This is a genomic window from Neorhizobium turbinariae (genome assembly GCF_023223505.1).
In the GTDB taxonomy this organism is placed as follows: Bacteria; Pseudomonadota; Alphaproteobacteria; order Rhizobiales; family Rhizobiaceae; genus Neorhizobium; species Neorhizobium turbinariae.
In genome coordinates this window covers 1-25,794 of sequence record NZ_JALPRY010000003.1, presented here as the reverse complement: position 1 = coordinate 25,794, position 25,794 = coordinate 1, and the positions used below count along the sequence as shown (strand labels likewise).

Below are 25,794 nucleotides of genomic sequence, written 5' to 3'. Positions count from 1 at the left end.
TATCGGCGCAAACGGGCTCGTTTGGTCGGAATTCCTTAACGCGGATCCAGCATAAATGTTGTGCAGCTGCGAAATCTGGTTTCGCACCTGCGTTGTACAAGCGTACGTTTGTAAACGAACCTATCGGCTCAAAAAGCTGCCCTGAAAGCATCTGTATCGTTACAGGAAAAGATGCAGACCATGATGTACACCCCCGGTAAAAAGGGTGTATGGCTGTTTTTGGCCAAGAGAGATTCCTGCTTCGGCGCGACGGTGATGATGGACGACTTAGGAAGATCAAAAGCAGGCGTAGCGCCGGCGGCCCTGAACGAACGGCCGACGCTGAAGACGATCGCCTACATGACCGGGCTCGGCATCACGACTGTCTCCCGAGCCCTGAAAGATGCGCCGGATATCGGCGCCGAAACCAAGGAACGCGTGCGGCTGATTGCCCAGCAACTCGGCTACCAGCCGAACCGCGCTGGTGTGCGCCTGCGCACCGGAAAGACCAATGTCATCGCGCTGGTCTTGAGCATCGACGACGAGATCCTGGGCTTCACCAGCCACATCGTCCGCGGCATCACCGAAGTTCTGGCCGGCACGCCCTACCACCTCGTCGTCACGCCGCATTCCTTCGAAAAGGATGCGATGATCCCGGTCCGCTATATCCTCGACACCGGCTCGGCCGATGGCGTGATCATCTCGCGCATAGAGCCTGAAGACCCGCGTGTGCGACTTATGTTTGAGCGCAAGCTTCCCTTCGTCACCCATGGACGCAGCGACATGGGCATCGTCCACCCCTTCCATGACTATGACAACGAAGCTTACACCTATCAGGCGGTCGAGAAGCTCGTGCAGAAGGGTCGCAAGCGCATCGCTCTTCTGTCACCGCAAAGCCGATTCTCGTTTTATGTGCACAGCCGCGTCGGCTTTGAGCGTGGTCTTGCCGATTTCGGCGCTCATGAGGTGTCGATGGGCCGCATCACTAGCGAAACACCGCTGACCGAGGTTCGCGCCTATGTCGAGCGGATGATGCGCTCGTCCGATCCGCCGGATGGGATCATTTCCGTCAGCGGCTCCTCCTCGATCGCGATGATGGCTGGAATCGAAGCGGCAGGAAAAAGGCTCGGGGTCGATGTAGACCTTGTATCCAAGCAGGCGACCGATATCCTGAACTGGATCCGTCCGGAGATCTACACGGCCTATGAAGACATTCGCCAGGCAGGCCGGGAACTCGCAAAAGCCCTGATCGCCAGCATCAATGGCGCCGACCCAGCCTCGCTGCAAAGCGTTGCCCAGCCTGTCTGGCCGCAGCGCCGCAACACCTGACGTCGCGCCGTCAGTCCTCGCGGATGTCTTCTTCCAGATGCGATGGCTTGAAGTTCTTCATCACCCGCAGCGTGAGGAAGGTGACAAAGGAAAGCACGACGGCGGTGTCATAGGCGCCAAGCCCGACCGCAGTCCCGATCGCACCGGTTGCCCAGAGGCTTGCCGCCGTTGCCGTGCCGCGCACGCTGTTTTTCACCACGAGAATGGCGCCTCCGCCGATGAAGCCCATGCCGGTGATCAGCCCTTCCACGATGCGGGCAGTCGCCTCGGGCTCGCTCATGGTGATGCGCTCGGCAGCCTGGACAAAGCCGCACGTGGCGATTGCCACCAAGGGAAAGGTGCGCAGGCCGGCGCTACGTTCGTTGCGCTCGCGGTCCCAGCCGATCGGGAGCGCCAATGCGTAGGCGACCAGCAATGCCGTCAGATGGGGAATGATGTCGAAGTTGATGCCGAGCGAATTCAGCCATTCAACCACGTGACGCTCCTGGCTTCTTCACGACAATGCCAACCCGACGGCAACCATGTCGCCGTCGTCCCGGCACGGCTGCGAACGGCAACCTCGAAACCTGATCAGTTCAACTCGGCACTCTTCAGCGCGGCTTCAAACTTTACCCGCGCCTCATCCGGCGTCACCCGCCCATCGAGTGCTGCAAGAATGGCGTCATAGGCGCTGGCAAAATGGGCGTCCTTGCGGTCGGGCCACTTGGAACGGGCAAACTGGTGGGCCTGGAATGGGCTGAAAATCAGGTCGTCACCAGCCCGAACCGGATGGTCCCAAAGCTTATTCTGCATGTCCGCCTCCCTACGTATGCAAAACCAGTTAGAGCGCTGGCAAATTAAAGCCAGAGGCAAAGGTTACTCTGCGGCCGCATCTTTAGCAATGTCGCATGTGCGCATGTGCTTTTACACGCCCACGAAGGGCTTCTGTCACTCTTCAGCGCAAGCCGGTTCATCGTCACGGCTCCAGGCCGCAAGCTCGTCCAGAAGCTCCAGCAATTCGCCAAGCCGCGCCTTGCCGAACTTCTCCTCAAGCGCGTCATAGATCGCCTGGCTGTCGGGCAGAACATCCTTGATGATGGCTTCCCCGGCGGGCGCGAGCGTCAGAAGCACGCGTCGTCCGTCGCTGCTGTCCTTGTGCTTGGAGATGAAGTTCCGCTCCTCGAGCGAGCGGATCATCCGTGTCAGGCTCGGCGCCAGGATAAATGCGCGCTCGGCTACTTCGGAGGCGTCGAGCGTCCCGGCCTCCTTCAGGACACGGATCACCCGCCATTGCTGCTCGGTGACGCCATGCGCGGCAAGCATAGGCCGGAAATGGCTCATCACCGCTTCGCGGGCTCGAAGCAGCGCGATCGGCAAGGAATAGCGCACCGCACGCGGACCCGTTCCAGCCCCGTGTCCGACTTCATCCCTGCTGCTGTCGTTTCCGTCCGACATCGTTTGTCTACCAACTCCTCGTCACCGCGTTACATCGGCCATCTGCGGGGCAACGACAAGACGGATAAGTTTCGCGCGCCGTTCAAGCCTGTTTTTCCGTGCGACGCGCGCGCCATTCGCCCGGCGGTTCGCCAACCCGCTTGCGGAAGAAGCGCGAGAAATAGGCTGGGTCGTGGAAGCCGAGCTCGAAGGTGATATCCTCGACCGACCGCACCGTGAACAGCAGCAGGCGCTTGGCCTCCAGCAACCGGCGATCATCGATGAAGGATTTCACCGACTGCCCGTAAGCCTGGTGGCAAGCCTTGGCCAGCAGGTGCGGCGTCGTCCCCAGCGTCTCGAGGTAACGGTCAAGTGGCCAGTTGTCGCGGAAATGCACGTCAACGAGCGATTTCAGCTTTCGGGCGAGGTCGAGATCCGGCGTCGGGTTTTCCGTGCTCCCCCTCGCAAGCCGCGCAATGTCATTGGCAGCAACCGCAATCAGTGCAGGCAGGGACGCGCTATAACCTTCGCGGTATTCCACCTGCAACCGCTGGACCGTCGCCCGCAATCTGTCCCAGAGCGGGCTGCCTTTTTGCCGGGACTCGAACAGCGGGCGCTCGAAGTCGAGCGCTGCCAGGGGCTTCACCAGCGGCAGCGCGCTATCGGCAACTGAAACCACGATCGCATCCGTCGTTTCCGGCTCGATGTTGAAGCCATGAACGGTACCGCTTGGCATGAAGCTCACCGCCGGCGCTTCGAATTGGATCACCTGGTCCTCGATGAAATACGCGCCGCTGCCGGAGGTCCAGAAGGTGATCTGCGCCATCTGGCCGTGCTTGTGGGCGGCCACCTTGCCGAAATGCACCTGCCGGCGCGCCATCACCGTCTCGACATGGATGAAACCGACGTCGAGCGGCCGGTCCGGCTCGCCGTAGACAAAAAAGCTTGGCACGGACTGCAGGGTGGTCGGCATGAAAAAGTACAACCGATTTCGCTTGGCTGTACATAGCCCCTTCCCAGCCTCCGTTCTAGCCTGTGCTTGATCTGGGAGGATTAGCGATGAAAACCGAGGACTTTCGCGCCGATAAGAGCCGTCCCCTGACGGGTGCCGAATATATCGCCTCGCTGCGGGACGGCCGCGAAGTGTACATCAACGGCGAACGCGTCAGCGACGTCACCACCCATCCGGCGATGCGCAATTCCGTCCGGTCGCTGGCGCGGCTTTACGATGCGCTGCATGACGAAAAGACCAAGGACATCCTGACTTCGCCGACCGACACCGGCTCCGGCGGTTACACCCACAAATATTTTCGCGTGGCGCGCTCGGCGCAGGATCTTGTCGCGCAGAAGGAGGCGATCGCTCATTGGGCGCGCATGTCCTACGGCTGGATGGGCCGCACCGCCGACTACAAGGCGGCCCTGATGAACACGCTCGGCGCCAATGCCGATTGGTACGGGCCGTTCAAGGACAACGCGCTCGCATGGCACAAGCGCGCGCAGGAAAACGTGCTGTTCATGAACCACGCGATCGTCAACCCGCCGATCGACCGCCACAAGCCTGCAGATGCGGTGAAGGACGTCTTTGTCCATATCACCCGCGAGACCGATGCCGGCATCTATGTCTCGGGCGCCAAGGTCGTCGCGACCTCCTCGGCGCTGACGCACTACAACTTCCTCGCCCAGGGCTCGGCAACGGTCACGGAGGACCCGTCGCTGTCGGTCATGTTCATCGTTCCGATGAATGCCCCCGGCATCAAGATGTTCTGCCGCGTTTCCTATGAACAGGCGGCCAATACGCTCGGCCACCCGTTCGATTACCCGCTGTCATCACGCTTCGATGAAAACGACGCGATCCTCGTGCTCGATGATGTCTTCGTACCTTGGGAGGATGTCCTTGTGCTGCGGGATGCAGGCAAGATCCTCTCTTTCCATCCGGCCTCCGGCTTCATGCACGGTTATTGTTTCCAGGGCTGCATCCGCTTCGGCGTGAAGCTGGATTTCCTGGCGGGGCTGCTTGCCAAGGCGCTGCGCGCCACCGGCGGCGACGCCTTTCGCGGCAACCAGGCGATGCTTGGCGAAGTCATCGCCATCCGGCACCAGTTCTGGTCCTTCGCCAACGCCATGGCCTATAACCCGATCCCCTGGGCGAGCGGCGCGGTGCTGCCAAACCTGGAAGCGGCACTTTCCTACCGCACCTTCATGTCGGACGCCTATCCGCGCGTCATCGACATCATCCGCCGCACGGTCGCGTCAGGCCTTATCTACCTTCCCTCCTCGGCCAGGGATTTTGCCAACCCCGCGATCGACCGCTACCTTGCGCAATATGTGCGCGGCTCGAACGACATGGGCTATGTCGAGCGCATCAAGATCATGAAGCTGTTGTGGGACGCGACCGGCACCGAGTTCGGCGGGCGCCATGCGCTCTACGAATTGAACTATGCCGGTGCGCCGGAGGAAGTTCGTCTGCAGGTGCTGAAAGGCGCCGAGCGCGGCGGTCGCTTGAAGGAAATGGAAGCGCTCGTCGACCAATGCATGTCCGACTATGACGAGAATGGCTGGACGAGTGACACCTGGCTTCCGCCGCTCAACAATGACACGGGCCTTTCCACGGCAGCCGAATAACGAGGGCAGCCATGCCAGGACAGGTCTCCCAAACCGAATTTCGAAACGCCATGGCGCGGGTCTGCGCACCGGTCAACGTGGTCACTACCAACGGAGCGGCAGGGCGCGGCGGCTTCACGGCAACTGCCATGTGTTCGGTAACGGATGACCCGCCGACACTGCTTGTGTGCATGAACAGCCGCTCGGCCCAGACACAGTTGTTTCTCGAGAATCGCCGCTTCTGCGTCAACGTGCTGACCGGCGAGCACAAGGATCTTGCTGCCGTTTTCGCCGGGCGCGAGGCCAACATGGCGGCTCGTTACGCCGCCGCCGACTGGATCGTCCTGCGGTCCGGCAACCAGGCGCTCGCGGATGCGATCGTTTCCTTCGATTGCTCGCTGACGCAGGCAAACCTCGTCGGCACGCATCATATCCTGATCGGTGAAGTCGCCGAGATCCGCAGCCGCAAGGACGGGCAAGCGCTGCTTTATTTCGACCGCAACTATGTCCATGTGCCGACCCAGATCGGCAGCTTCGGCGGCTAGACTGATGCTGTTGACACCGGCCGGAACATATTTAACATGATAATTATAGAGAAAGCGACTTGAGCTCGGCAGGGAGGAAACGTGCCACACTTGACGCTTGAATATTCCGCCAACCTCGATGATCGGGTCGACTTCGACGCGCTCTGCGCGCGGGTGCTCGATACCATCCTTGCCACGGGTCTGTTCGAAGTCGGCGCCGTGCGTGTCCGCGCCATCCGGTGCCAGGCTTATGCGGTCGCGGACAATCTTCCCGAAAACGCCTTTGTCGACCTGTCCTTCCGTATCGGCGTGGGCCGAAGCCTGGATGAGAAGAAGCGCGCTGGCGAGCAGATCTTCACGGTGGTGGCGGAGGAGTTGTCAGAACTGTTCAAGACACCGCACTTCGCTCTGTCGATGGAGATCCGCGAGATCGACCCGGATCTCAGTTGGAAGAAGAACGCCATCCACCCGCGCTTGCGGCAGGCGAACGCATGATCCGGCCTCAGGCCGCTGTTGCAATGAGCGGGAGACGACATGTCCAGGCTTGATGAAAACCTTTCGAAGGCGCAACGCTACCTCGCCCACTTTGCTGAAAACGGCGTGATGAACCACATCAACGGCGAAGCTGTGGCGGCCCTCGACGGCACGACCTTCGAGACAATCTCCCCGGTCGATCTGAAGCCGCTGGCGAAGGTGGCGCATGGCAAGGCGGCCGACATCGACCGGGCAGCACAAGCGGCGCGCGAGGCCTTCCCGGCCTGGGCGGCAATCAGCGGCGAACAGCGCAAGAAGCTCCTCCACAAAATTGCCGATGCGATCGAAGCCCGCGCCGAAGAGATCGCGTTCGTGGAATGCATGGACACCGGCCAGGCGCTGAAGTTCATGGCCAAGGCAGCCCTGCGTGGGGCCGAAAACTTCCGCTTCTTCGCCGACCGCGCCCCCGAGGCGCGCGATGGCAAGAGCCTGAGGACGCAGGGGCAGGTCAACCTGACGACGCGGGTGCCGATTGGGCCGGTCGGCATCATCACGCCGTGGAATACACCCTTCATGCTCTCCACCTGGAAGATCGCGCCGGCGCTCGCAGCCGGCTGCACCGTCGTCCACAAGCCGGCCGAGTTTTCACCGCTTACGGCGCGGCTGCTGATCGAGATCGCCGAAGAGGCAGGCTTGCCGAAGGGTGTGTGGAACCTCGTCAACGGCTTCGGCGAAGAGGCTGGCAAGGCACTGACCGAACATCCCGCCATCAAGGCCATTGGCTTTGTCGGCGAGAGCCGGACCGGCTCGGCGATCATGAGACAGGGTGCCGATACGCTGAAACGCGTGCATTTTGAACTCGGCGGCAAGAACCCGGTCATCGTGTTTGCCGATGCGGACCTTGATCGCGCGGCCGATGCCGCCGTCTTCATGATCTATTCGCTGAATGGCGAGCGATGCACCTCTTCCTCACGGCTTCTCGTCGAAGAAAGCGTCTATGACAGGTTCACTAGCCTGGTGGCGGAAAAGGCCGGTCGCATAAAGGTCGGTCACCCGCTCGACCCGGAAACCGTCGTTGGCCCCCTCGTGCATCCGGTGCATGAGAAGAAGGTCCTCGACTATATCGAGATCGGCAAATCCGAAGGCGCGACGGTTGCCGCGGGTGGCACCAGGTTCAATGGACCCGGTGGCGGCTGTTATGTCTCCCCCACGCTCTTCACCGGCGCGACAAACGCGATGCGGATTGCGCAGGAGGAGATTTTCGGGCCAGTCCTCACCGCCATCCCCTTCAAGGATGAAGCCGAAGCCCTCAGCATCGCCAACGACATCCAGTACGGCCTCACCGGTTACCTCTGGACATCGGACGTCACCCGCGCCTTCCGCTTTACCGATGCGCTTGATGCCGGAATGATCTGGGTGAACTCGGAAAATATCCGGCATTTGCCGACACCGTTTGGTGGCACGAAGAGCTCCGGAATCGGCCGCGATGGCGGCGACTGGTCGTTTGACTTCTACATGGAAACAAAGAACGTCGCCTTTGCGACGAGCGCACACGCCATCCCGAAGCTGGGTGGCTGATCGTCGGCGGGAGGGCCGAGATCGTGTGCGAATGACATCTGAGGAGGAACAATGCCGCTTCCCAAGCCGAATCTTTATCCGCCTTTCAACATCGTCCGCCTCAGCCATGTCGAGTTCTGCGTTACCGACCTTGCCAAGTCGCGCGCCTTTTATGTCGACACGCTTGGCCTCCAGGTCACCGACGAAACGGCTGACACCATCTACCTGCGGGCCATGGAAGAGCGCGGCCACCACTGCATCGTGCTGAAACAGGCCGCAGAGCCGCGGGCGGGCGAGCTCGGCTTCAAGGTTTTCGATGAGGAGGACCTCGAAAAGGCCGCGCATTTCTTCAAGGGCAAGGGGCTTCCGGTGGAATGGGCGGAGCGTCCCTTCCAGGGTCGCACCTTCAGGACGCGCGATCCGCATGGCGTGCCGCTGGAATTCTACAGCAAGATGGACCGGCTCCCGCCAATCCACCAGAAATACGCGCTCTACAAAGGCGTGAAGCCGCTTCGCATCGACCACTTCAACTGCTTCTCACCCAATGTCGATGAAAGCGTCGCCTTCTACAACGAGATCGGTTTTCGCGTTACCGAATATACCGCCGACGAAGAAACCGGCCGCCTGTGGGCGGCCTGGACACACCGCAAGGGCGGCGTCCACGACATCGCCTTCACCAATGGTCGGGGACCCCGGCTGCATCACACTGCCTTCTGGGTGCCGACGCCGCTCAACATCATTGACCTGCTGGATCTGATGGCAACCACCGGCTGGGTAAAGAACATCGAGCGCGGCCCCGGCCGCCACGGCATCTCCAACGCCTTCTTCCTTTATATCCTCGACCCGGACGACCACCGCATCGAGATCTACTGCTCCGATTACCAGACGGTTGATCCGGAGCTCGAACCGATCAAATGGGACCTGAAGGATCCGCAGCGGCAAACGCTGTGGGGCTCACCCGCACCGCGGTCATGGTTCGAGCACGGCAGCACGTTCGACGGCGCGACGATCCGCGAGCCGGACCTGAAGGCGCAGCCGATCATTGCCCCATGAGGAGCCCAGGATGACGCGTGCACGACTGGTGAGTTACAGCCGCGGCGGAAAGAGCGGTTACGGGCTGCTCCGTGAGACCGGCATCGTTGATCTCTCCATCCGGCATCCGGAATGGCCGACGCTACGCGAGGTGATCGAGGCTGGCGCGCTGAAGCGACTGGTCGACGAGGCGCAAGGTCTGCCCGCCGATTTTGCTGAAGCCGAGATCACCTACGAGATCCCGATACCCGCGCCCGAAAAGATCATCTGCGTCGGCGTAAACTTCCCCGACCGCAACGAGGAGTACAAGGACGGCCAGGCGGCTCCGCCGAATCCGTCGCTCTTCGTCCGTTTTCCGCGCTCCTTTACCGGCCACGGGCAACCGCTGATCCGGCCGCCGGAAAGCAAGCAACTAGATTACGAAGGCGAGATCGCCATCGTCATCGGCAAAGGGGGCCGGCGTATTCCGGAAGCCTATGCGCTTTCCCACATTGCAGCCCTCACCCTCTGCAACGAAGGCACGATCCGCGACTGGGTGCGGCACGCCAAGTTCAACGTGACCCAGGGCAAGAACTTCGATTCCTCTGCCTCCATGGGCCCTTGGCTCACTCCCTATGAGGACGAGGCGCAACTGGCCGACGTTTCGCTCGAAACCCGGGTCAACGGCGAGATCCGTCAGCGAGACCGGACGAGCCGGATGATCTTCTCCTTCCGCAAGATCATCAACTACATCTCCGCATTCACCACCCTTGTTCCCGGCGATGTCATCGTCTGCGGCACGCCGACCGGCGCCGGCGCAAGGTTCGATCCGCCGATCTGGCTGAAACCCGGCGATGTGGTCGAGGTCGAGGCGGAAGGGGTCGGCGTCTTGCGCAACAGCGTCGTCAACGAAGAGGTGTGACATGTTGACGAAGGACCAGATCGACGCCGCAGCATCCGCCCTCGATGAGGCCGAACGGACCCGTGTCCAGACCGGGCTCGTGTCCCTGACCTACCCCGACATGACCATGGACGACGCTTATGCGATCCAGGCCGAGTGGGTGCGCCGCAAGCGCGACGCCGGGCGCAAGGTGATCGGCTGGAAGATCGGTCTCACCTCCAAGGCGATGCAGAGCGCGCTCAACATCAACATCCCGGACTCCGGCGTCTTGTTCGACGACATGCTGTTTGAGGACAATGCCACGATCCCCAAGCACCGGTTCATCCAGCCTCGCGTCGAAGCCGAGATCGCCTTCATCATGAAGGCGCCGCTGCAGGGGCCGGGCGTCACCGTCTACGACGTGCTCAACGCGACGGACTATGTGACGCCGGCGCTGGAGATCCTCGACACGCGGATCCGGCGGGTCGATCCGGAGACGAAGAAGCCACGCAACATCTTCGACACCATTGCGGACAACGCCGCAAATGCCGGCATCGTCACGGGCGGGCGCGTCATGCGGCCGGACCAGATCGACATGCGCTGGATGGGCGCGATCGTCTCACGCAACGCCGAGGTCGAGGAAACCGGCCTTGGCGCCGGCGTGTTGAACCAGCCGGCGCGCGGTGTCGCCTGGCTTGCCAACCGCCTGGCGCAATATGGCGACCGGATCGAAGCGGGGCAGATCGTTCTTGCCGGCTCCTTCATCCGCCCCATCGAAGCCCGCCACGGCGACACGATCATCGCCGATTTCGGGCCCTGCGGCTCCGTGAGCCTGTTCTTCGAGTAGGAGTTGCCACACCCGCGCCCAAGAACCTCTTCAAGCAGCCCCTCGGCCAGCCGGGAGTCCCTGCTCGCCGATTTCAAGGCAACCGCGACCAGCACCGGCAAGGCCGAAGGCCGGGTTTACTAGCTGCACGTCAGGCCGAAAGCCGCTGCGGTCCCAAGGGGCCGTAATCGAACTCCGCGGTTGCCGGGCCAAACTTCTTCAGCGCCGCCGGGGCATCGAACGGGTCGAGATGCAGTTCGATGAAGGTCAACGCATTGCTGACGGCAGCCTTCTCCAGCACCGCCTCGAGTTCGCCTTCCGTGCGCGCATGCGCGGTGAGGAAGTTGCCCTTCTCGCTGAAGACGCCCGCGAGTTCGGCATATTTCCAGTTCGCGACGTCGTTATACGCCTCCTGCATGCCGAGGATGTAACGCTCGATCGTGTAGCCGCGGTTGTTCAACAGGAAGATGATCGGCTTCAATTCCAACCGGAGCAACGTGGACAACTCCTGCGCGGTCAGCTGGAATGAACCGTCGCCGATGAACAGAAGGTGGCGACGATCAGGGGCGGCCAGCGCGGTGCCGAGCGTCGCGGGCAGCGTGTAACCGATAGAACCCCAGATATTCGCGCTGATATAAGTCACATCCGGAGCCAGGGCCTGAGACGTCAGCCCGATATTGGACGTGCCGCTTTCGGCGAGCACGGTATCGCCCGCCTTGATGAACCGTGCCATCCGCTGCCAAAGGCGTTCTTGCGTCAGCGGCGCATCGGCTTGCGGCGACCAGGCTTCCTCCTCCAGCCTGCGATGGTTGTCGCCGGCGCGCTCCGGAACCTGTTGCAGCAGGTGTCGCAGCAGTTCCTGCGCATTCACGCCCTCATAGCGCACGCTGCCGATCGTGACGCTGTGGCCGGCCAGCATAATGGTGTGGTCCTTCGGCAGGTTCTGCGTGAAGTGCCCGGAATTGAATTCGATGAACCGCGGCGCCGTGGTGATGAGGCAGTCGGATTCTTCAATCCAAGCCTTTGCCTCGACGCTCGAACCCTCGCCCAGATAATGACCGACCCAGAGCGCGTGTGTCTCGCTGAGGATCGCCTTGCCCGTCGTCAGGCTCGCATAAGGCACAGCCGCCTTTCCCACCAGCTCGACCATCAGATGGCGCAGTCCGAGGCGATCGGCATCCATGTCGGTCAGCAAGGCCGGTCGCTTCGCCTGCGACCACAGCCGCAGCGCATGTTCCACCGCAGCCTCCAACTGGCGCGGATCGCTTGCAAATGAGAGATCGAGCGGCGCGTCCGGCGCCTCGACGGTGAGATAAGAAACGTCGGACGGCAGCTGGATGTAGACCGGCTTCTTTTCCCGCAGGCAGGTCGTCAGCACCCGGTCGATCTCACCCACCGCATTCGCGAACGTGATCCGCGTCTGCGCCGCGGTGAACTGGCGAAAGCAGATCATCATGTCGTCGTAGTTGCCATCCGCCAACGTATGGTGCAGCGGCAGGCGCTGTTCCATCGCGTGAAGCGGCGGCGCGCCGGTGATGCAGACCACCGGCACATGTTCGGCAGCGGCGCCGGCCACCCCGCAAATCGCGCTCAACTCGCCCACGCCATAGGTCGTCAGCAGTGCGCCCGCACCTTTCAGCCGGGCATAACCATCGGCGGCATAGGCGGCATTGAGTTCATTGCAGTTGCCGACGAATTGCAGCCCGTCGCACGCCTTCACCTGCTCCAGGAACTGGAGGTTGTAGTCTCCGGGCACCCCGAACATATGCTCGATGCCAATTTCGGTCAGGCGCTTCAGGAGAAACTGTCCGATCGTCATCTGCATGCTGCACTCCTCCGTAGCTAGGCATCAGGTTCCGGTCTTCATGATGCCTCATCACCGGCGCAAGCGCCTTGCATAATCAGCGCGCTCAGCTCACGATATGCATCATTCGTGCATGAAAAGGCGGATCGATGCGATGATTGCCAAGCTTGACCACTATGACCTGAAGCTCTTGAGCGAGTTGCAGAAGGATGGCCGCCTGAGCAATTACGACCTCGCCGAGCGCATCGCGTTGTCGCCGTCGCAATGCTCGCGCCGCCGCTCCCGGCTAGAGGCGGAAGGCATCATCGAGGGCTACAAGGCGATCGTGAACCGCACCAAGGTCGGTCTCGACCTCCTCGTCGTGGTGTCGGTGACGCTGTCGGCCCAGAACCAGGATGGCGCGCGCCGGTTCGGCACCCTGATCAACGACCTGCCGGAAGTCATCGAGGCCTTCGCGCTGACGGGTGACATGGATTATTACCTCAAGGTGGCGGTGGCGAGCCTGAGCGACCTGTCGCGCTTCATCAACGACGTGCTGCTGCCCCACGAGTCGGTCCAGAAGGTCAGGACATCCATCGTTCTGGACGTGCTGAAGCGCGATCACGGGCTGATGCTGCCGCGCCCTTAGCGTTGTCCATCCCGCTCCAACACGGTGAGCATCGTCAGCGCGTTCTCAATGGCGGCACCGGAGGCCGTGTTGTCGAACACGCACCAGCTGTTCTTCCCGAGCAGCGCGGCATAATCTCGGATCTCCTCATCGCTGTAGCTGCTGTAATAGATCTTCGGCGCACCGTGCAGGCGAAGATAAGGAACATCGCCGGTGAAGCTCGCGCGCGGCCAGACCAGCGCCGGGTCGGCCAGCACCCGGCCGATCTTGTGGTGCTCCAGCAGGGAGAGCGCCTCTTGCGACGCCCAGCTCTTGTGCCGCGCCTCGATGACGATCTGGCCGTCGTGGTGGGCCCGCATCATCTCAAGCGAGCGCGTCACTCTGTCCTCGTCAAAGGAGAGAGACGGCGGCAACTGGCAAAGCAGCGGCCCGAGCTTGGGGCCGAGAGGCACGATATCCTCCAGGAACGTGCCGAATGGCTCGGCGATCTCCTCCAGCCGGCGCACATGCGAGATCTCCTTCGGCATCTTCACCGCAAAGCGGAATGCCTCCGGTACCGACTCCGCCCAGCGCGCGAAAGTCGCCGGCTTGTGGCGGCGGTAGAAGGTGGTGTTGATCTCCACTCCGTTGAACACGCAGGCGTATCGCGACAGCCCGTTTCCCTCCGCCGGAAATTTGTCGGCGACGGTCTTCGGGATCGACCATGCGGCAGTGGCGACGATCGGCAATGCTTCTCCTCCTGTGAACACGGGCGGGGTGCCCGTGCATCAACGCAGAAGAAGCGATCTGGTCGCGCCGCTCGTCAGACGGCAGCCGGTTCCGGCAAGGCGCTTTGGCGTACAACGATCCGGGCGTGATAGGGAACGCGGGTATAGAGGTCGATGACGTCCTGGTTGATCAACCGGACGCAACCGGCCGAGGTCGCCTTGCCGATCGACTGCCATTCCGGCGAACCGTGCAGGCGGTAGAGCGTGTCCTTGCCGTCCTGGAAGATATAAAGCGCCCGCGCGCCGAGAGGGTTCTTGATGCCCGGCTCCATGCCGCCGTTCTCCACCGAATAACGGGCCAGATGCGGCTGGCGCTTGATCATGTCGTCCGGCACCTTCCAGCGTGGCCAGGGCTGGCGCCAATGCACGATCCCCTCGCCTTGCCAGGCAAAACCGTCGCGCCCGATGCCGACGCCGTAGCGCATCGCGGTGCCGCCCGGCTCGACGACGTAAAGGAAGCGGCTCGCAGTATCGACCACCACCGTGCCCGGCGCTTCTCCCGTCGGGTCAGGCACCCGCTGGCGGTAGAACTTCGGGTCGATCTGCTGGTAGGGCACCGCCGGAATGGTGTGGCCGCCATCCTCCAACGCACCGTAACGCTTCTGCAGTTCGGCCTCCTCCGGCGCCACGACCGGGCGCGCTGGGGCAGCCTGCGGCACCGGAGCCGGCGCAGTGGCGGTGGTCGTCGTCTGGCAGCCTGCCAGAGCGGCGGTCATGGACATGGAGCTCAGCAGGAATGAGCGGCGGGAGATCTGTCGGGAGGTGAACATAATACGGCAATCCAAAGATGAAGGCCGGGTTCTTCCCGAACTAAGGCACCATCTCAAGGCAACGCCGATCACATAAACGGCATCGGCCGAGCTTTCGCCGCAGCTGTGGCTTTCTTGTTGGTTCTCGCACTTTGCGCCTCTCAGGCGCGGTTGCTCCCCGCACTGATCGGCCACATGTGCCCGTACCAGCGCCACAGGATCAACAGTGTGCAAAGGCCGCCGATCGTCCCGTAGGTAGCGGCCACAATGCTGAAACCGAAATTACCGATCAGCGGCCCGGAGACCAGAAGCCCGATCGGCAGGCCGTACACCGCCTGCATCCGGATGCCGATGATGCGGCCGAGCAGTTCCGGCTTGACGCCCTGCAGAAGCAAGACGGCGAGCGGCAGCAGGCACAACATGGATGCCGCGCCGATCAGCATCAGCACGAAGAACCCGACCCAGACTGACGTCGTCTGGCCCAAAACGACGATCAGCACGTGCCACACGACGCTGAAGATCAGCATGGTGCGCGCCGGCGGGATCAACTGCCCGAGGTAACTGAGGACCAGCGATCCAGCCATGGCGCCGATACCGGTTGCTGCCACCAGATAGCCAAGCGACGTTTGATCGGCGCCATAAACCTCGCGCGTCAGGTAGGGCAGCAGGCCAAGCGTGAAGGGATAGGCCGTGAGGTTCACCAGGAAGGCCAGCACCACGGAGGCAAGATGCGATGGCGTGGCGCGCAGTGCGCGAATGGCGTCGATAAAGTCCCGGACCGGGGTGAAGGCGACATTCAGGGTGGACGTTACGGCAGCGGCCACCTTCACATCGCGCATCAGGATCGCACTCGTCCCGTAAAAGATGACGATGAAAAGATATCCCCATTGAAGCCCCAGCAGGCCGACAACCGTCGCACCCGTCAGCGCGCCGGCAATGCGGGCGAGATCAGTCGTCGTGCGCGACAGGCTGATTGCCGTCATCAGGCTTTCCCGCGGCACGATCTGGCTGGTCAGGACGTTGCGTATACCGAGGTCGGACGGCCGGATGAGGCCGCCCAGTCCCGCGATCAGCAGAGCCGAGACCGGATCCAGCAGGCCCGCAAATGCCAGCGCCAGCAGTGCCGCCGCAAGCACCGAATAGATCACCCGCATGTAAAGCAGGATGTTGCTGTGTCCCACGCGGTCACCGGCAAGCCCGAAGCCCGGCGCGATCAGGGTGCCGGCATATTGCAGCGAGGCGTAGAGCGTCAGCAGCGCAACGGAATTGGTCTCGGTCAGGATGAACCAGCCGAGAATGATGATTTCCATCTCGGTCGCGCAGGAGGTCAACAGGTCGGATGACCACTGGAGCCGGTAATTCCGGTTAGTGAAGGGCGCGAACATCTTGGACGTCATGGCCCGACTGTGGCCCGAAATCAGGAAGCCGAACAGCCACGGCATGAACTTCCCACAGATCAAGATGAGCGGGCTCTCCAAAACCTGTTATTTTGCCCGCTCGCCCCACCAGTGGTTCTGTTCGTCCTCGATATCCTGCAGCAGGCGCATAGCCGGAAGCACGGAGCGCCCGGTCACCCGCGGCGCACGACCCTGGCGCACAGCATCCACGAAGTCGCGGCTTACCTGCGCATTGTTATCCTGCTCGGAAAGCACCCGCCGCTCGTCGCCATCCACCGACAAAGTCCCCTTCAGGATGTCGAGCCGGTAGGCAGCTTGGTCAGTGACGACGAACACATCCAGGATGCGCTCCCTGGAATAGTAGGATCCGGTGCAGACGATCGACTGGTGCGGGCCGGTCTCTACCGTCGCGGTCATTTCCATCGGGATGCCCGTCGCCTCCAGCGGTGGCGGCATGATCGAGAAGGCCCGCAATTTCCGCTGGAACGCCGCTTCAGGATCGCCGCCGCCACAGAGCCATAGCCCGACATCCGTGAGATGGGCGCCGTGGTGCCAGAGAAGGTTGTCCGTCCAGCTTCGCTTGAGCCCGGTCGAGCCGATGTTTTCGAGGCGATGCAGAAAGAGCCGCGAATGAACGTGCCGCACATGCTCCCGCCCTTCCGCCACGCGCTGGCAGAGCTCAATGTGCTCCTTGCGGAACCGCATCGGATGAGCGACGCCAAGCGTTAGCCCCTTGCGTTCCGCCAGTTCGACCACGGCCTCCGCATCCGCATAACTAAGCGCGATAGGGATCTCGACCAGCACATGTTTGCCCGCCTCCAGCGCCTGGATTGCCATTGGGGCGTGCGTATCGCTTGGACCGGTGAGGATCACAACGTCGACGTCGCCGTTCAAGGCATCGGCATAATCCGTCGTCCAGTTCAGGTAGCCATGATCCGTCGCGAAGGCTTCGGTCTTCTCCGCCACGTGCCCGACCAAGCTATGCAACACGCAGTCGTACTCTTGGAGGCTTTCGGAGTGCCACGTGCCCATCATCCCGTGGCCAACCATGCAGATGTTCAAGGCGTTCCTCCCTCGGCAACCTCGATGCGTACCATCTGGCGCACCGAAGCGCTTCGGCCAGTGCAACAGCTAGCGAAGCAGGCCGTCTCGGTCGAACTCCTCCCAGCCGGAAAGATCCGTCTCGGCGGCATTGTTATCAGCCGAAGATCGTTTCTTTGCCTTGGCGCCGCTCTTCAGCGTGCGCGTCAGCTTCGCCTTCAGCGCCGCCCGCCGCCGGTTCTCAATTGCCGCGGCGGCATCCTCTTCGCGCCAGTCTTCGACGATGCCGCGGTCGAGCAGGTCCTCGACCACTCGAGGGTCGAAGACGTGGAAGGTGATCTGCCGTGCCCGCCCCCGCAGCTTCACGGTGCGCGTACCGGCACTCGGCAAGCGGCCGTCTTCGAGCCAGCGGCGCCGCTCGCCGGTGGTGATCGTCAGGATGTCCTCGATCTCGCGCGGGATGACCGGCAGGCTTTCGATATCGACAAGCGCCTTGCTGACGAGGCTCGTCACCGAGCGAAAGTCTTCCTCCTCATCCTCCGGCAACGTCAGCACCAGATCGAGACCGACCAGCGTCAGCGACTTGCGAACCGCCAGCGGCAACTGGGCCCGCAACTCTAGCAGAATACCCTTGGCACGCACCGCCGAACCGAGGGTCGCCGCAGGCGTCAGGGTCCAGCGCTGGACGAGCATCGCTTCGTTGTTTTTGTTCTTCTTCAACATGGCTCCGCAGATGGGAGATAAGGCGGCGCGCGTCAACGTGGACGCCGACGTTGCAATCGATGGGAACAACCTGAATCGCGCCGCGTTCCAGCACCACGATCAACAGGAGGTTTGTTTCATGTCGACAACGACACGAGGTCGCGCACAGGATCGCGCACGCGTTGCGGGCGGCCAGGAGCATGAGGTTCGTTACGAGGCCAAGAAGGAAGGCGTCTCCAAGGATGCCGTCCGCAAATCCGTGAAAGCGGTCGGCAACAGCCGGAACAAGGTCGAGGCCGACCTGGAGCGGAAGCACTAGGCGCCCTGATCAGGCGCGGCGGGCAGAGGGAAATATACCACCACGGGCAGCATGGGCACAAAGTCTGAGGAACGGTCAGCTTTGCTTCCTATTGTAGCGAATGAACGAAATAGCAGGAGAAGACATGACCGAGGATCTTTGGGACAAGCCCGTGGAACTGATGATCGAGAACTCGGACCATTTTCGCCGTGTCAGCAACACCCGGGAAGCCATTGCCTGCCTGGCGACGTCCTGGCCGAAGGACCGCTGCAAGGTGGTTGCCGCGGCCCGCAAGGTCTGTCTCAAGGCGCTGGACGGCAAGGCGACCAGCGCCCAGGCACAAGCCGCTTTCCTGCGGGCAGCAGAGGACGCGGGCATCCTCCGCCATCACTAGGGCAAGATGCGCATCACCCGTGGTGATGCGCCTCCACGTGAGCGGGAGAGCCACCTTCCTTGTATTCCGCCCAGGCCTGGCGCAGGATCTGCACCGCCGAACTCAGGAAGATGCCGGCCATGACGGCAGCGACCGCAAGGTCCGGCCAGGCAGTCGATGTGCCCCAGACGCCAAGGGCCGCGACCATGACGATGACGTTGCCGATCGCGTCGTTGCGCGAGCAAAGCCACACGGAGCGGACATTGGCGTCGCCGTCCTTGTAAGGCCGCAGCAGCACCACCGAGCCGATATTGGCGGCAAGCGCCAGGAACGCGATCACGCCCATGACCTCGGCACTGGGAACGCCGAGAATGAGCGTTTGGTAGACGGTGGAACCGAACACCCAAATGGCCATCAACGTCAGGGATACCCCCTTGAACAGCGCCGCGGTGGCGCGGGTGCGCAGGCTCGCACCGATGACGGCGAGGCTGAGGCCATAGGTCACCGTATCGGCGAGGAAGTCCAACGCGTCGGCCTTCAGGGCCTGTGACCCAGCCAGCTGGCCCGCGATCATCTCGGTGAGGAACATCGCTCCATTGACCGCGATCACGATCCACAGGATCGCCTTGTAACGCGGATCCATGCCATCGAAGGTCGGCACGCCGGCAGAGCAGCAGGATGCTTCCGCATGCGAGTGGGAATGCTCGTGCCCGTGCTCGTGCGCATGGTCATGTTTGTGGTCGTGGTGATGCGCCTCAAGATTATGCTCGAGATCGAGCGCAGGTGTCTCGCGCGACGAGGTTGTTTCGTGTTTGCAGCAGGGATCAGCCATTGACGTTCTCCGATTTGCACCCAACATAGTTCCTCTAGTGACTAGAGGTTCAAGGGCCTCTTGAAAGTTTTTCGGAGAATTTTGCAAATTGACATGTCGATCGGCGAACTGTCGAAGCGCACCGCGGTGAAGGTGCCGACCATTCGCTATTACGAACAGATTGGCCTGCTGCCGGAGCCGCCCCGCACGGACGGCCAGCAGCGACGTTATGGAACAGCAGCCCAGGAGCGGCTGAACTTCATTCGCCACGCCCGCACCCTCGGCTTCGAGGTAGACGATATCCGCGAGTTGCTGACCCTCGCCGCGCATCCCTCCGAGCCCTGCGCCCATGCCGACGAGATCGCCGCCCGACATCTTGCGGCGGTGGAGAAGAGGATCGAGCAGTTGCAGGCGCTCAAGGGCGAACTGGAGCGGATGCTGGAAGCTTGCCACGGCGGCAGCGTTGCTGAATGCCAGGTGATCGAAAGCCTTAGCCTTCCAGTCCCGCAATAGACCTCAAGAGCTGCGCCCTCGTTCCGAACGACGGAACATGGAACTTCTGCCCGTGCCGCTGGACAATGTCTGGGTTAAGCTCCTCGAATCGAACGCACGTGAGGACGTGACTTAGTAATCGGGGGAGCATTCATGCATTTTCAGGCAGACCATGCGGTCGGCATCCTGTTCGTGGCAATCGGCGGTATCGCGGTTTATCTTGGCTTCGACTATGGTTTCGGCGACATGTCGGAAATGGGCCCGGGGGCCCTTCCCGTGCTCCTCGGCACGGTGCTGTTCCTGTTCGGAATCGCGCTGATCGTCCAGACCACGCTCGCCAATGCGGGCAGCTCGGGCACCAGCATCATGCCCCGCGAAGAGGTCCGGCCGTTCCTGGCGGTGCTTGCCGCCCTTCTCGCCTTCGGCCTGCTGATCGACCACGTCGGCCTGCTGCCAAGCGTGCTGGCGCTGATCGGCATCGGCTGGCTCGCGGACAAGCGCAGCCGCCTGAAGGAGTTGCCGATCCTCGTCACCGCCATCGTCGCCATCATCATCGGGATTTTCTATTTCGGTCTCGGCATTCCGTTCCATCTCGTTGACTGGAGCGTCTGATCATGCCGGACTTCTTCTCATCGATCCTGCTGGGGCTGCAGGTCGCGGCCAGCCTCGACAATCTCTTCTATTGCCTGCTTGGCGTCACGCTTGGCACCGCGATCGGCGTGCTGCCCGGTGTCGGGCCGATCATCACCATTTCACTGCTCCTGCCCCTCACCTTCGGCTTGCCGCCGGAAGGTTCGGTCATTCTGCTCGCCGGCATCTATTACGGCGCGGCCTATGGCGGCTCGACCACCTCCATCCTGCTCAACCTTCCGGGCGAGGCTTCCTCCGCCATCACCTGCTTGGATGGCTACCAGATGGCACGCCAGGGCCGGGCAGGCTCAGCCCTTGCCATTGCTGCCCTGAGTTCGTTTTTCGCCGGCACCGTCGGCACACTGCTCATTGCGCTCGCCGCCCCCGCCATGGCTTCGGTCGCCGCCAAATTCGGCTCGGCGGAATATGCCGCCCTTGTGTTCTGCGCGCTGGTCGCAACGGCCTCCATCGCCAAGGGTGGCTTCATCAAGGGCATCGGCTCAGCCGTGCTGGGCGTGCTCCTCGGGCTCGCTGGCGCCGATGTCGCGTCTGGCGTCTTCCGCTTTACCTTCGGCATTGCGGAACTACGCGATGGCCTCGACTTCGCCGTGCTCGCGGTCGGGCTTTTCGCGGTCTCTGAAATCATCACCACGATCGGCAGCCCCTCCTCGCCCGGCCTCGTCACCTCCAAGGTCGGCCGTCTCTGGCCAAGCCGCAGCGAATTTCGGCTCGCCTGGCCGGCAACGCTTCGTGGCACAGCCCTTGGCTCCTTCCTCGGCATCCTGCCGGGCGCCGGCCTCGCCATGAGCTCGTTCTCCGCCTACATGGTGGAAAAGAGCATTTCCCGAACCCCCGGCCAGTTCGGTGCCGGCGCCGTGGAAGGCGTCGCCTCGCCCGAAGCCGCCAACAATGCCGCGTCCCAGACAGCCTTCATCCCGACCTTGATGCTCGGCGTGCCCGGCAGCCCCGTCATGGCGCTTTTTCTCGGCGCGCTGCTTATCCAGGGCGTCAATCCCGGCCCCAGCATGATCACCAACAACCCGCAGCTCTTCTGGGGTCTTGTCGGCTCCATGTGGATCGGCAACCTGATGCTCGTCATCCTCAACCTGCCTCTGATCGGCCTCTGGGTGAAGCTGCTTTCAGTACCCTACCACTGGCTTTACCTCTTCGTGCTCGCCTTTGCCTGCGTGGGCGTCTTTTCCATCAGCTTCTCCTCACTGCAGATCCTGACGCTCGTTGTCTTCGGTGCAGCCGGCTACCTGCTGAAGCGTGCCGATTGCAGCCTGGCGATGTTCATCCTCGGCTTTGTATTGGGCCCCATGTTCGAGGAAAATTTCCGCCGCGCCATGTCCCTGTCGCGCGGTGATCCAATGACCTTCATCAACCGTCCGATCAGCCTCACCTTCGTGATCCTCGGCGTCGCGATCCTGCTCGCCGCCACCACCTCCTTTGTTCGAAAAGGGGCGCAGGAAGCCGCAGACTAAGCAAACAAAAACGGCCGGTGCATCCTGTGATGCCCCGGCCGTTTCTCATCCAAGTAGATCTTTTACCGGCGCAGGCTGCGAAACAAGGACCCGATGTCCTTCACCTCATCGAGCCGCAGCAACGTGTCTGCCAGTTCCTCGCCTTCCGCCTCTGAGATTACGCCACGAACATTCGCCCGAAACTTCTCCAGATACGCCTCTCGGCTGATCGGATTGCGCCGGGTGCCCGGCATGTCCTCGATTGTATGGGTGAACACCTGCCCGTCCTTAAGCTCAATGGAGACCGTTGCCCGTGAACGGCTGATATCGGCCGCAGCCACCATGTCAGGGCGATGTACAACCTTGTCGGCCACCGCATTGATCACCGGATCGGCGAGGCTCTCCGGCGCATAGGCATCCTTGTCCATCCGCCCCCGCACCAGCGCTTCCGCCACTGTATGCTGCAGGCTGATGCGCCCATGCCAGGAGGTCCGCGGCCGGCGTTTTTCCTCCACCGGTTCGCAGACCGTCGCAAAGGATCGCGGCATGATATCGCAATAGATGACTTCGACATCCTCCGGCCGGATGCCATGCCTGTCCCGAAGGACGATCGTCGCCGCGATGAAGGGCACCATCGTGTAGGCGCAAGGATGCATCTTCGAAGCGATGTTCAGCACTTCCCAGCGCTCACCAAGTTCATCGGTCAAGGCGGAGAAGCGAAAGTCGGGCTTCGACTGGAAGTAGCTTTTGAACCAGCCGAACTTGCCTTCGAACACCGGAAACGGACCTGAAACGCCATGGCTCGCCAGCGCCACCGCGCGTACGGCAGCCGATGCCGCCATGCCGATATGCAGCGTCTTTGTCGACGTCCCGTCTTCGAAGGACGCAATCGAGCCCGCCGAAAGGCTCGCCGCATGGCCGATCGCATGCACCGTCTGTTCGACCGACAATCCCTTCAGGTGCGCCAGCCCCCAGACCGCCCCGAAAACACCGTAGACGGAGCTCGGATGAAAACCCACCTCATGCATCCGCACCGGGGACACGAGCCCGAGCCGGCAGAGAAGCTCGCTGCCGATCAGCGTCGCCTCCAGCAACTGCCTCCCCGACAGCCCAAGCCTTTCGCATTCCGGCAGAAGCGTCGACAGCACGACGCCGGTCGGATGGATGTTGGACTGGATATGGGTGTCATCGAATTCGAGTACTGCAGACATGACGCCGTTGAGGAAAGCCGCCGCAGCCGGCGGCAATGGCGCCGCATCGGTGACCGCAAAGGCACTCCCCTGCCCGCCATCGGCTTCCCCCACCGCCTTGGCGGCCGCTGAAACCATCTCGAGCCGGCTCGACGCTATCATCACGCCGATCACGTCAAGGATCCGCAGCCGCGTGTTCTCCAGCACTCCGGGCGGCGCGTTCTCAAGTGGAAATCCGGTCAGCCAGTTGGCGACCTCGGCGCTAAGGGTCGGGGCGGCGGTGCGTCTTTCGAGCATGTGGGGATCCTGCTGCAACAAAAGCGCGACGCGCCATCAAGTGGCGCGTCGGATGATGTTCCTCGTGTCTTCTTCAGGGAAACTACTTCTTGCTGAGGTCCATGGTCTTCAGCAGTTCGCCGAAATAGGCATATTCGGCTTCCAGTTCCTGCTGCAGCTGCGCGCTGCTCCGATAGCGCGGCGAAAAACCGGCTCGGGTAAGCGCGGTGCGGAACTCAGGGCTTTCGCTCGCGTCCTTCAGCGCCTTCTCGATCATTGCCACCAGCTCTGGCGGTGTCCCCGCCGGCGCCATCACCGCCTGCCAGCCGCTGGACCGCACGTCCTTCAGCCCTACTTCGCGGAAAGTCGGCACGTCCGGGAAATCGGCAAGGCGCGCATCGGCGGGCACTGCGATCGGCACGAGCTTTCCTTCGCGCGACGGCGGAATGACCATGGCATCGATCACGAACTGCACGTCGCCGGAAAGCAGCGCCTGCACCGCCTGGGACGCCCCGCTATAGGGGATATGTTTCGCCTCGACACCCGCCACGCGCAGGAAATCGACGCCGATGATATGCCCCGTCGAGCCAACGCCGACCGAAGCATAGTTCAATACGCCCGGATTGGCCTTGCCGTAGGCGACGAGCTCCTCGTAGCTCTTCACGCCGAGATCCGGCGGCACGCTCAGCATCCGCACCGACTCGCTGACATTGGCGATCGCCACGAAGTCCTTCAGCGGGTCGAACCCGATCTTGTTCAGATGCGGCGCAACGGTGAAGATGGCGCTGCCGGCTAGCAGAAGCGTCGACCCATCGGCCTTGGCGCGCGCGGCCTTTTCAGTTCCGATCGTGCCGCTGGCGCCGCCGATGTTCTCGACCACGACCGTTGTTTTCAGGCGCTTGCTGATCTCTTCGGCAATCATCCGGCCCGTGATGTCGCCACCGCCACCCGGCGCGTAAGGTACGATCATCCGCACCGTTGAGATGGGATATTGATCGTCTGCCCGCGCGGCGCTCGTGCCCATCACCACGGCCGCAGCAACAGCCAGCCCCGCCTTCATCCATGACTTCCAGTCCGCCATGATCCTCTCCTCCCACGGTCTTCCTCACCTCCGACACTGTCAGCTGTGATGGGGAGATGCAATCGCTTCGGCAGGGCGTTCCGGAGAGCGAAACCGACCGCTCAACGGCGATGGCACGACGACGATCAGAAGCTGGTGATGACAGCGATGCCCGGTGTTTCGGCACGGTCGAGATTGACCAGTTCCGACACGGCCTCCGACAGGTTCACTTTCTTGGAAATCAGCTGCTGCGGTTTCATCTTGCCGGCGGTGATCATCGCCAGCATCGCGTCGTAACGCCACGCCTGCATGCCGTGGCTGCCATAGATCTCGAGCTCGTGGCCGATCACCTGCGCCATCGGGATCTGAGGCGTGGCGTGCTCCGCCAGCATCAGCCCGACCTGCACATGCCGGCCGCGTCGGCGCAGGTTCTTGATCGAGTTGAAGCAGGTCGTCGGGTGCCCGAGCGCATCGATCGATACATGCGCCCCACCCTTGGTGATCTCCCGTACCGCTTCCACCACGTCGGCGACGCCACTCGCATTCACCGTCGCGACCGCGCCGCACTGGCGCGCCAGCGCCAGCTTGTCTTCCGTCACGTCGATGCCGATCACATTGGCACCCAGAGCGGTCGCGATCATGATCGCCGAAAGCCCTACCCCACCGCAACCGTGTACGGCGACCCAATCGCCGGGCCCGGAGCGCGCCTGGTCGGCGACGGCCCGGAAGGAGGTAGCAAACCGGCAGCCGAGGCTTGCCGCCGTCGCATCATCGATTTCGTCCGGCAATGTTACCAGGTTGGTGTCGGCATAGTCGATCGCGACATATTCCGCAAACGATCCCCAATGGGTAAAGCCCGGCTGGAACTGGCTGGGGCAAACCTGCTGGTTTCCGGAATGGCATTCGGCGCAGTGGCCGCAACCTGAGACGAAGGGGACGGTGACCCGATCGCCCACCTTGAAGCGCATGACGCCCTTGCCTGTCGCGACGACCCTGCCGGCCAGTTCATGGCCCGGCACATGCGGCAGGCGAATATCCGGATCATGCCCCTTCCAGCCATGCCAGTCACTGCGGCACAAGCCGGTCGCACCCACCTGGATGACCACGCCATCGAAGCTTGGCTCCGGATCCGGCAACGCCCGGATCTCCGGCATCTGCTCGAAGGCTTCGTAATACATGGCTTTCATGAGGTGGTCCCAAGGCTACAACAAACACTCCCCGCCTGCTGCTAGCTGGGCAGGATCTTGAGCGTCAGGCTAAATCAGTTCTGGTGGGCGAGGAAGCCCGGATGAGCGCTGCGATCCAGATCACCAACACGAAAAGCGCCTCGGGCGGGTGCTGAGGAGCTTGGCTGTATGAGGTTGTTTGGGAGATTGGTTGCGGGGGCAGGATTTGAACCTGCGGCCTTCAGGTTATGAGCCTGACGAGCTACCGGGCTGCTCCACCCCGCGATATTGTTTTGTTTCGGGTTTATGGCCCGTGAGGGAGTGTTGTGGTGTCGAGAAGATCGGGATCCATCTATTTATGACGGCATTGCCTT

General features: G+C 62.3%; 28 protein-coding genes and 1 tRNA gene. 14 read left to right on the top strand and 15 right to left on the bottom strand.

All coding sequences use genetic code 11. The annotated features are described in order from the left end of the window. Positions 1–258 precede the first annotated feature (258 nt). Positions 259–1,308 (top strand): LacI family transcriptional regulator, encoded by a 1,050-nt coding sequence (locus tag M0654_RS02250; protein ID WP_248681762.1) that lies wholly within the window; start codon positions 259–261, stop codon positions 1,306–1,308. A gap of 10 nt (positions 1,309–1,318) precedes the next feature. Here M0654_RS02250 and M0654_RS02245 read toward each other — a convergent pair whose 3' ends face one another. The 4 genes from M0654_RS02245 to M0654_RS02230 all read right to left on the bottom strand — a co-directional run bounded on the left by M0654_RS02245 (position 1,319) and on the right by M0654_RS02230 (position 3,694). Next, the gene (locus M0654_RS02245) at positions 1,319–1,783 is read right to left on the bottom strand and encodes an MgtC/SapB family protein (RefSeq protein ID WP_118850655.1); all 465 of its coding nucleotides are present in this window, start codon (positions 1,781–1,783) and stop codon (positions 1,319–1,321) included. 95 nt (positions 1,784–1,878) lie between these two features. Continuing rightward, on the bottom strand, positions 1,879–2,100 hold the full coding sequence (locus M0654_RS02240; RefSeq protein WP_118850656.1) for a DUF982 domain-containing protein: 222 nt from the start codon (positions 2,098–2,100) through the stop codon (positions 1,879–1,881). A gap of 135 nt (positions 2,101–2,235) precedes the next feature. Next, positions 2,236–2,742, bottom strand: coding sequence for a homoprotocatechuate degradation operon regulator HpaR (gene hpaR, locus M0654_RS02235; RefSeq protein WP_248681652.1), 507 nt, complete (start codon positions 2,740–2,742; stop codon positions 2,236–2,238). Between the two features lie 82 nt (positions 2,743–2,824). Beyond that, entirely contained in the window at positions 2,825–3,694 is an 870-nt protein-coding gene (locus M0654_RS02230; RefSeq protein WP_248681651.1) for a helix-turn-helix domain-containing protein, read from the bottom strand. Positions 3,695–3,780: 86 nt separating this feature from the next. Between M0654_RS02230 and M0654_RS02225 the strand changes: the two genes are divergently transcribed. The 7 genes from M0654_RS02225 (at position 3,781) to hpaH (ending at position 10,615) form a co-directional block, all read left to right on the top strand. Next, positions 3,781–5,343 (top strand): 4-hydroxyphenylacetate 3-hydroxylase family protein, encoded by a 1,563-nt coding sequence (locus tag M0654_RS02225; protein ID WP_248681650.1) that lies wholly within the window; start codon positions 3,781–3,783, stop codon positions 5,341–5,343. An 11-nt stretch (positions 5,344–5,354) separates the two neighbouring features. Beyond that, positions 5,355–5,867, top strand: a complete 513-nt coding sequence (locus tag M0654_RS02220) for a flavin reductase (protein ID WP_248681649.1) — start codon at positions 5,355–5,357, stop codon at positions 5,865–5,867. Between the two features lie 81 nt (positions 5,868–5,948). Further along, positions 5,949–6,341, top strand: coding sequence for a 5-carboxymethyl-2-hydroxymuconate Delta-isomerase (locus M0654_RS02215; RefSeq protein ID WP_248681648.1), 393 nt, complete (start codon positions 5,949–5,951; stop codon positions 6,339–6,341). Positions 6,342–6,380: 39 nt separating this feature from the next. Next, the gene (gene hpaE, locus M0654_RS02210) at positions 6,381–7,898 is read left to right on the top strand and encodes a 5-carboxymethyl-2-hydroxymuconate semialdehyde dehydrogenase (RefSeq protein WP_248681647.1); all 1,518 of its coding nucleotides are present in this window, start codon (positions 6,381–6,383) and stop codon (positions 7,896–7,898) included. 51 nt (positions 7,899–7,949) lie between these two features. Further along, on the top strand, positions 7,950–8,930 hold the full coding sequence (gene hpaD / locus M0654_RS02205) for a 3,4-dihydroxyphenylacetate 2,3-dioxygenase (protein ID WP_248681646.1): 981 nt from the start codon (positions 7,950–7,952) through the stop codon (positions 8,928–8,930). A 10-nt stretch (positions 8,931–8,940) separates the two neighbouring features. Beyond that, complete coding sequence (locus M0654_RS02200) at positions 8,941–9,810, top strand: fumarylacetoacetate hydrolase family protein (protein ID WP_248681645.1); 870 nt, start codon at positions 8,941–8,943, stop codon at positions 9,808–9,810. Between the two features lies 1 nt (position 9,811). Next, positions 9,812–10,615: a 2-oxo-hept-4-ene-1,7-dioate hydratase gene (gene hpaH, locus M0654_RS02195; RefSeq protein WP_248681644.1), complete on the top strand. Its 804-nt coding sequence runs from the start codon at positions 9,812–9,814 to the stop codon at positions 10,613–10,615. 130 nt (positions 10,616–10,745) lie between these two features. Here the strand turns inward: hpaH and M0654_RS02190 are convergent, their stop codons facing one another. Continuing rightward, on the bottom strand, positions 10,746–12,419 hold the full coding sequence (locus tag M0654_RS02190; protein ID WP_248681643.1) for an alpha-keto acid decarboxylase family protein: 1,674 nt from the start codon (positions 12,417–12,419) through the stop codon (positions 10,746–10,748). Between the two features lie 133 nt (positions 12,420–12,552). Between M0654_RS02190 and M0654_RS02185 the strand changes: the two genes are divergently transcribed. Continuing rightward, a complete protein-coding gene (locus tag M0654_RS02185; RefSeq protein ID WP_248681642.1) occupies positions 12,553–13,026 on the top strand; it encodes an Lrp/AsnC family transcriptional regulator in 474 nt (157 codons plus the stop codon). Here the strand turns inward: M0654_RS02185 and M0654_RS02180 are convergent. The 5 genes from M0654_RS02180 to M0654_RS02160 form a co-directional block, all read right to left on the bottom strand. Continuing rightward, positions 13,023–13,733, bottom strand: a complete 711-nt coding sequence (locus tag M0654_RS02180; protein WP_248681641.1) for a DUF72 domain-containing protein — start codon at positions 13,731–13,733, stop codon at positions 13,023–13,025. The two genes, M0654_RS02185 and M0654_RS02180, sit on opposite strands and share 4 nt — an antisense overlap. Positions 13,734–13,807: 74 nt before the next feature. Beyond that, positions 13,808–14,542: a L,D-transpeptidase gene (locus M0654_RS02175; protein WP_248681640.1), complete on the bottom strand. Its 735-nt coding sequence runs from the start codon at positions 14,540–14,542 to the stop codon at positions 13,808–13,810. Positions 14,543–14,682: 140 nt separating this feature from the next. After that, a complete protein-coding gene (locus M0654_RS02170) occupies positions 14,683–15,963 on the bottom strand; it encodes an MFS transporter (protein WP_248681639.1) in 1,281 nt (426 codons plus the stop codon). Between the two features lie 42 nt (positions 15,964–16,005). Continuing rightward, a complete protein-coding gene (locus tag M0654_RS02165; RefSeq protein ID WP_248681638.1) occupies positions 16,006–16,980 on the bottom strand; it encodes a Gfo/Idh/MocA family protein in 975 nt (324 codons plus the stop codon). A gap of 69 nt (positions 16,981–17,049) precedes the next feature. Beyond that, on the bottom strand, positions 17,050–17,682 hold the full coding sequence (locus tag M0654_RS02160) for a hypothetical protein (protein WP_248681637.1): 633 nt from the start codon (positions 17,680–17,682) through the stop codon (positions 17,050–17,052). A 118-nt stretch (positions 17,683–17,800) separates the two neighbouring features. Between M0654_RS02160 and M0654_RS02155 the strand changes: the two genes are divergently transcribed. Then, a complete protein-coding gene (locus M0654_RS02155; RefSeq protein ID WP_118851640.1) occupies positions 17,801–17,980 on the top strand; it encodes a DUF3606 domain-containing protein in 180 nt (59 codons plus the stop codon). Between the two features lie 124 nt (positions 17,981–18,104). Then, on the top strand, positions 18,105–18,353 hold the full coding sequence (locus M0654_RS02150) for a DUF982 domain-containing protein (RefSeq protein WP_118850670.1): 249 nt from the start codon (positions 18,105–18,107) through the stop codon (positions 18,351–18,353). Between the two features lie 13 nt (positions 18,354–18,366). On the opposite strand, the gene M0654_RS02145 is transcribed toward M0654_RS02150, so the two are convergent. Further along, complete coding sequence (locus M0654_RS02145; RefSeq protein WP_248681636.1) at positions 18,367–19,164, bottom strand: cation transporter; 798 nt, start codon at positions 19,162–19,164, stop codon at positions 18,367–18,369. Positions 19,165–19,257: 93 nt separating this feature from the next. Here M0654_RS02145 and M0654_RS02140 point away from each other — a divergent pair, with 93 nt between their 5' ends. The 3 genes from M0654_RS02140 (at position 19,258) to M0654_RS02130 (ending at position 21,749) form a co-directional block, all read left to right on the top strand. After that, entirely contained in the window at positions 19,258–19,656 is a 399-nt protein-coding gene (locus M0654_RS02140; protein WP_282571511.1) for a MerR family transcriptional regulator, read from the top strand. 132 nt (positions 19,657–19,788) lie between these two features. Next, positions 19,789–20,247, top strand: coding sequence for a tripartite tricarboxylate transporter TctB family protein (locus M0654_RS02135; RefSeq protein WP_248681635.1), 459 nt, complete (start codon positions 19,789–19,791; stop codon positions 20,245–20,247). Positions 20,248–20,249: 2 nt separating this feature from the next. Continuing rightward, positions 20,250–21,749 (top strand): tripartite tricarboxylate transporter permease, encoded by a 1,500-nt coding sequence (locus M0654_RS02130; protein WP_118850674.1) that lies wholly within the window; start codon positions 20,250–20,252, stop codon positions 21,747–21,749. Positions 21,750–21,811: 62 nt separating this feature from the next. On the opposite strand, the gene M0654_RS02125 is transcribed toward M0654_RS02130, so the two are convergent. The 4 genes from M0654_RS02125 to M0654_RS02110 form a co-directional block, all read right to left on the bottom strand. Beyond that, positions 21,812–23,215 carry an MmgE/PrpD family protein gene (locus tag M0654_RS02125; RefSeq protein WP_248681634.1) on the bottom strand — a complete coding sequence of 468 codons (1,404 nt, stop codon included), beginning with the start codon at positions 23,213–23,215 and terminating at the stop codon, positions 21,812–21,814. A gap of 82 nt (positions 23,216–23,297) precedes the next feature. Further along, positions 23,298–24,275: a Bug family tripartite tricarboxylate transporter substrate binding protein gene (locus M0654_RS02120; protein ID WP_248681633.1), complete on the bottom strand. Its 978-nt coding sequence runs from the start codon at positions 24,273–24,275 to the stop codon at positions 23,298–23,300. A gap of 125 nt (positions 24,276–24,400) precedes the next feature. Then, positions 24,401–25,441 (bottom strand): zinc-dependent alcohol dehydrogenase family protein, encoded by a 1,041-nt coding sequence (locus M0654_RS02115; RefSeq protein ID WP_248681632.1) that lies wholly within the window; start codon positions 25,439–25,441, stop codon positions 24,401–24,403. A 187-nt stretch (positions 25,442–25,628) separates the two neighbouring features. Next, positions 25,629–25,705: transfer RNA gene (locus M0654_RS02110), tRNA-Met, on the bottom strand. Positions 25,706–25,794: the final 89 nt, after the last annotated feature.

Excerpts from the sequence above, each read along its gene's own strand:
- M0654_RS02250 (WP_248681762.1), top strand. The coding sequence starts at position 259 with ATGGACGACTTAGGAAGATCAAAAGCAGGCGTAGCGCCGGCGGCCCTG.
- M0654_RS02240 (WP_118850656.1), bottom strand. The coding sequence starts at position 2,100 with ATGCAGAATAAGCTTTGGGACCATCCGGTTCGGGCTGGTGACGACCTG.
- hpaR (WP_248681652.1), bottom strand. The coding sequence starts at position 2,742 with ATGTCGGACGGAAACGACAGCAGCAGGGATGAAGTCGGACACGGGGCT.
- M0654_RS02230 (WP_248681651.1), bottom strand. The coding sequence starts at position 3,694 with ATGCCGACCACCCTGCAGTCCGTGCCAAGCTTTTTTGTCTACGGCGAG.
- M0654_RS02225 (WP_248681650.1), top strand. The coding sequence starts at position 3,781 with ATGAAAACCGAGGACTTTCGCGCCGATAAGAGCCGTCCCCTGACGGGT.
- M0654_RS02220 (WP_248681649.1), top strand. The coding sequence starts at position 5,355 with ATGCCAGGACAGGTCTCCCAAACCGAATTTCGAAACGCCATGGCGCGG.
- hpaE (WP_248681647.1), top strand. The coding sequence starts at position 6,381 with ATGTCCAGGCTTGATGAAAACCTTTCGAAGGCGCAACGCTACCTCGCC.
- hpaD (WP_248681646.1), top strand. The coding sequence starts at position 7,950 with ATGCCGCTTCCCAAGCCGAATCTTTATCCGCCTTTCAACATCGTCCGC.
- M0654_RS02200 (WP_248681645.1), top strand. The coding sequence starts at position 8,941 with ATGACGCGTGCACGACTGGTGAGTTACAGCCGCGGCGGAAAGAGCGGT.
- hpaH (WP_248681644.1), top strand. The coding sequence starts at position 9,812 with ATGTTGACGAAGGACCAGATCGACGCCGCAGCATCCGCCCTCGATGAG.
- M0654_RS02190 (WP_248681643.1), bottom strand. The coding sequence starts at position 12,419 with ATGCAGATGACGATCGGACAGTTTCTCCTGAAGCGCCTGACCGAAATT.
- M0654_RS02185 (WP_248681642.1), top strand. The coding sequence starts at position 12,553 with ATGATTGCCAAGCTTGACCACTATGACCTGAAGCTCTTGAGCGAGTTG.
- M0654_RS02175 (WP_248681640.1), bottom strand. The coding sequence starts at position 14,542 with ATGTTCACCTCCCGACAGATCTCCCGCCGCTCATTCCTGCTGAGCTCC.
- M0654_RS02170 (WP_248681639.1), bottom strand. The coding sequence starts at position 15,963 with ATGCCGTGGCTGTTCGGCTTCCTGATTTCGGGCCACAGTCGGGCCATG.
- M0654_RS02160 (WP_248681637.1), bottom strand. The coding sequence starts at position 17,682 with ATGTTGAAGAAGAACAAAAACAACGAAGCGATGCTCGTCCAGCGCTGG.
- M0654_RS02155 (WP_118851640.1), top strand. The coding sequence starts at position 17,801 with ATGTCGACAACGACACGAGGTCGCGCACAGGATCGCGCACGCGTTGCG.
- M0654_RS02150 (WP_118850670.1), top strand. The coding sequence starts at position 18,105 with ATGACCGAGGATCTTTGGGACAAGCCCGTGGAACTGATGATCGAGAAC.
- M0654_RS02145 (WP_248681636.1), bottom strand. The coding sequence starts at position 19,164 with ATGGCTGATCCCTGCTGCAAACACGAAACAACCTCGTCGCGCGAGACA.
- M0654_RS02140 (WP_282571511.1), top strand. The coding sequence starts at position 19,258 with ATGTCGATCGGCGAACTGTCGAAGCGCACCGCGGTGAAGGTGCCGACC.
- M0654_RS02135 (WP_248681635.1), top strand. The coding sequence starts at position 19,789 with ATGCATTTTCAGGCAGACCATGCGGTCGGCATCCTGTTCGTGGCAATC.
- M0654_RS02130 (WP_118850674.1), top strand. The coding sequence starts at position 20,250 with ATGCCGGACTTCTTCTCATCGATCCTGCTGGGGCTGCAGGTCGCGGCC.
- M0654_RS02125 (WP_248681634.1), bottom strand. The coding sequence starts at position 23,215 with ATGCTCGAAAGACGCACCGCCGCCCCGACCCTTAGCGCCGAGGTCGCC.
- M0654_RS02120 (WP_248681633.1), bottom strand. The coding sequence starts at position 24,275 with ATGGCGGACTGGAAGTCATGGATGAAGGCGGGGCTGGCTGTTGCTGCG.
- M0654_RS02115 (WP_248681632.1), bottom strand. The coding sequence starts at position 25,441 with ATGAAAGCCATGTATTACGAAGCCTTCGAGCAGATGCCGGAGATCCGG.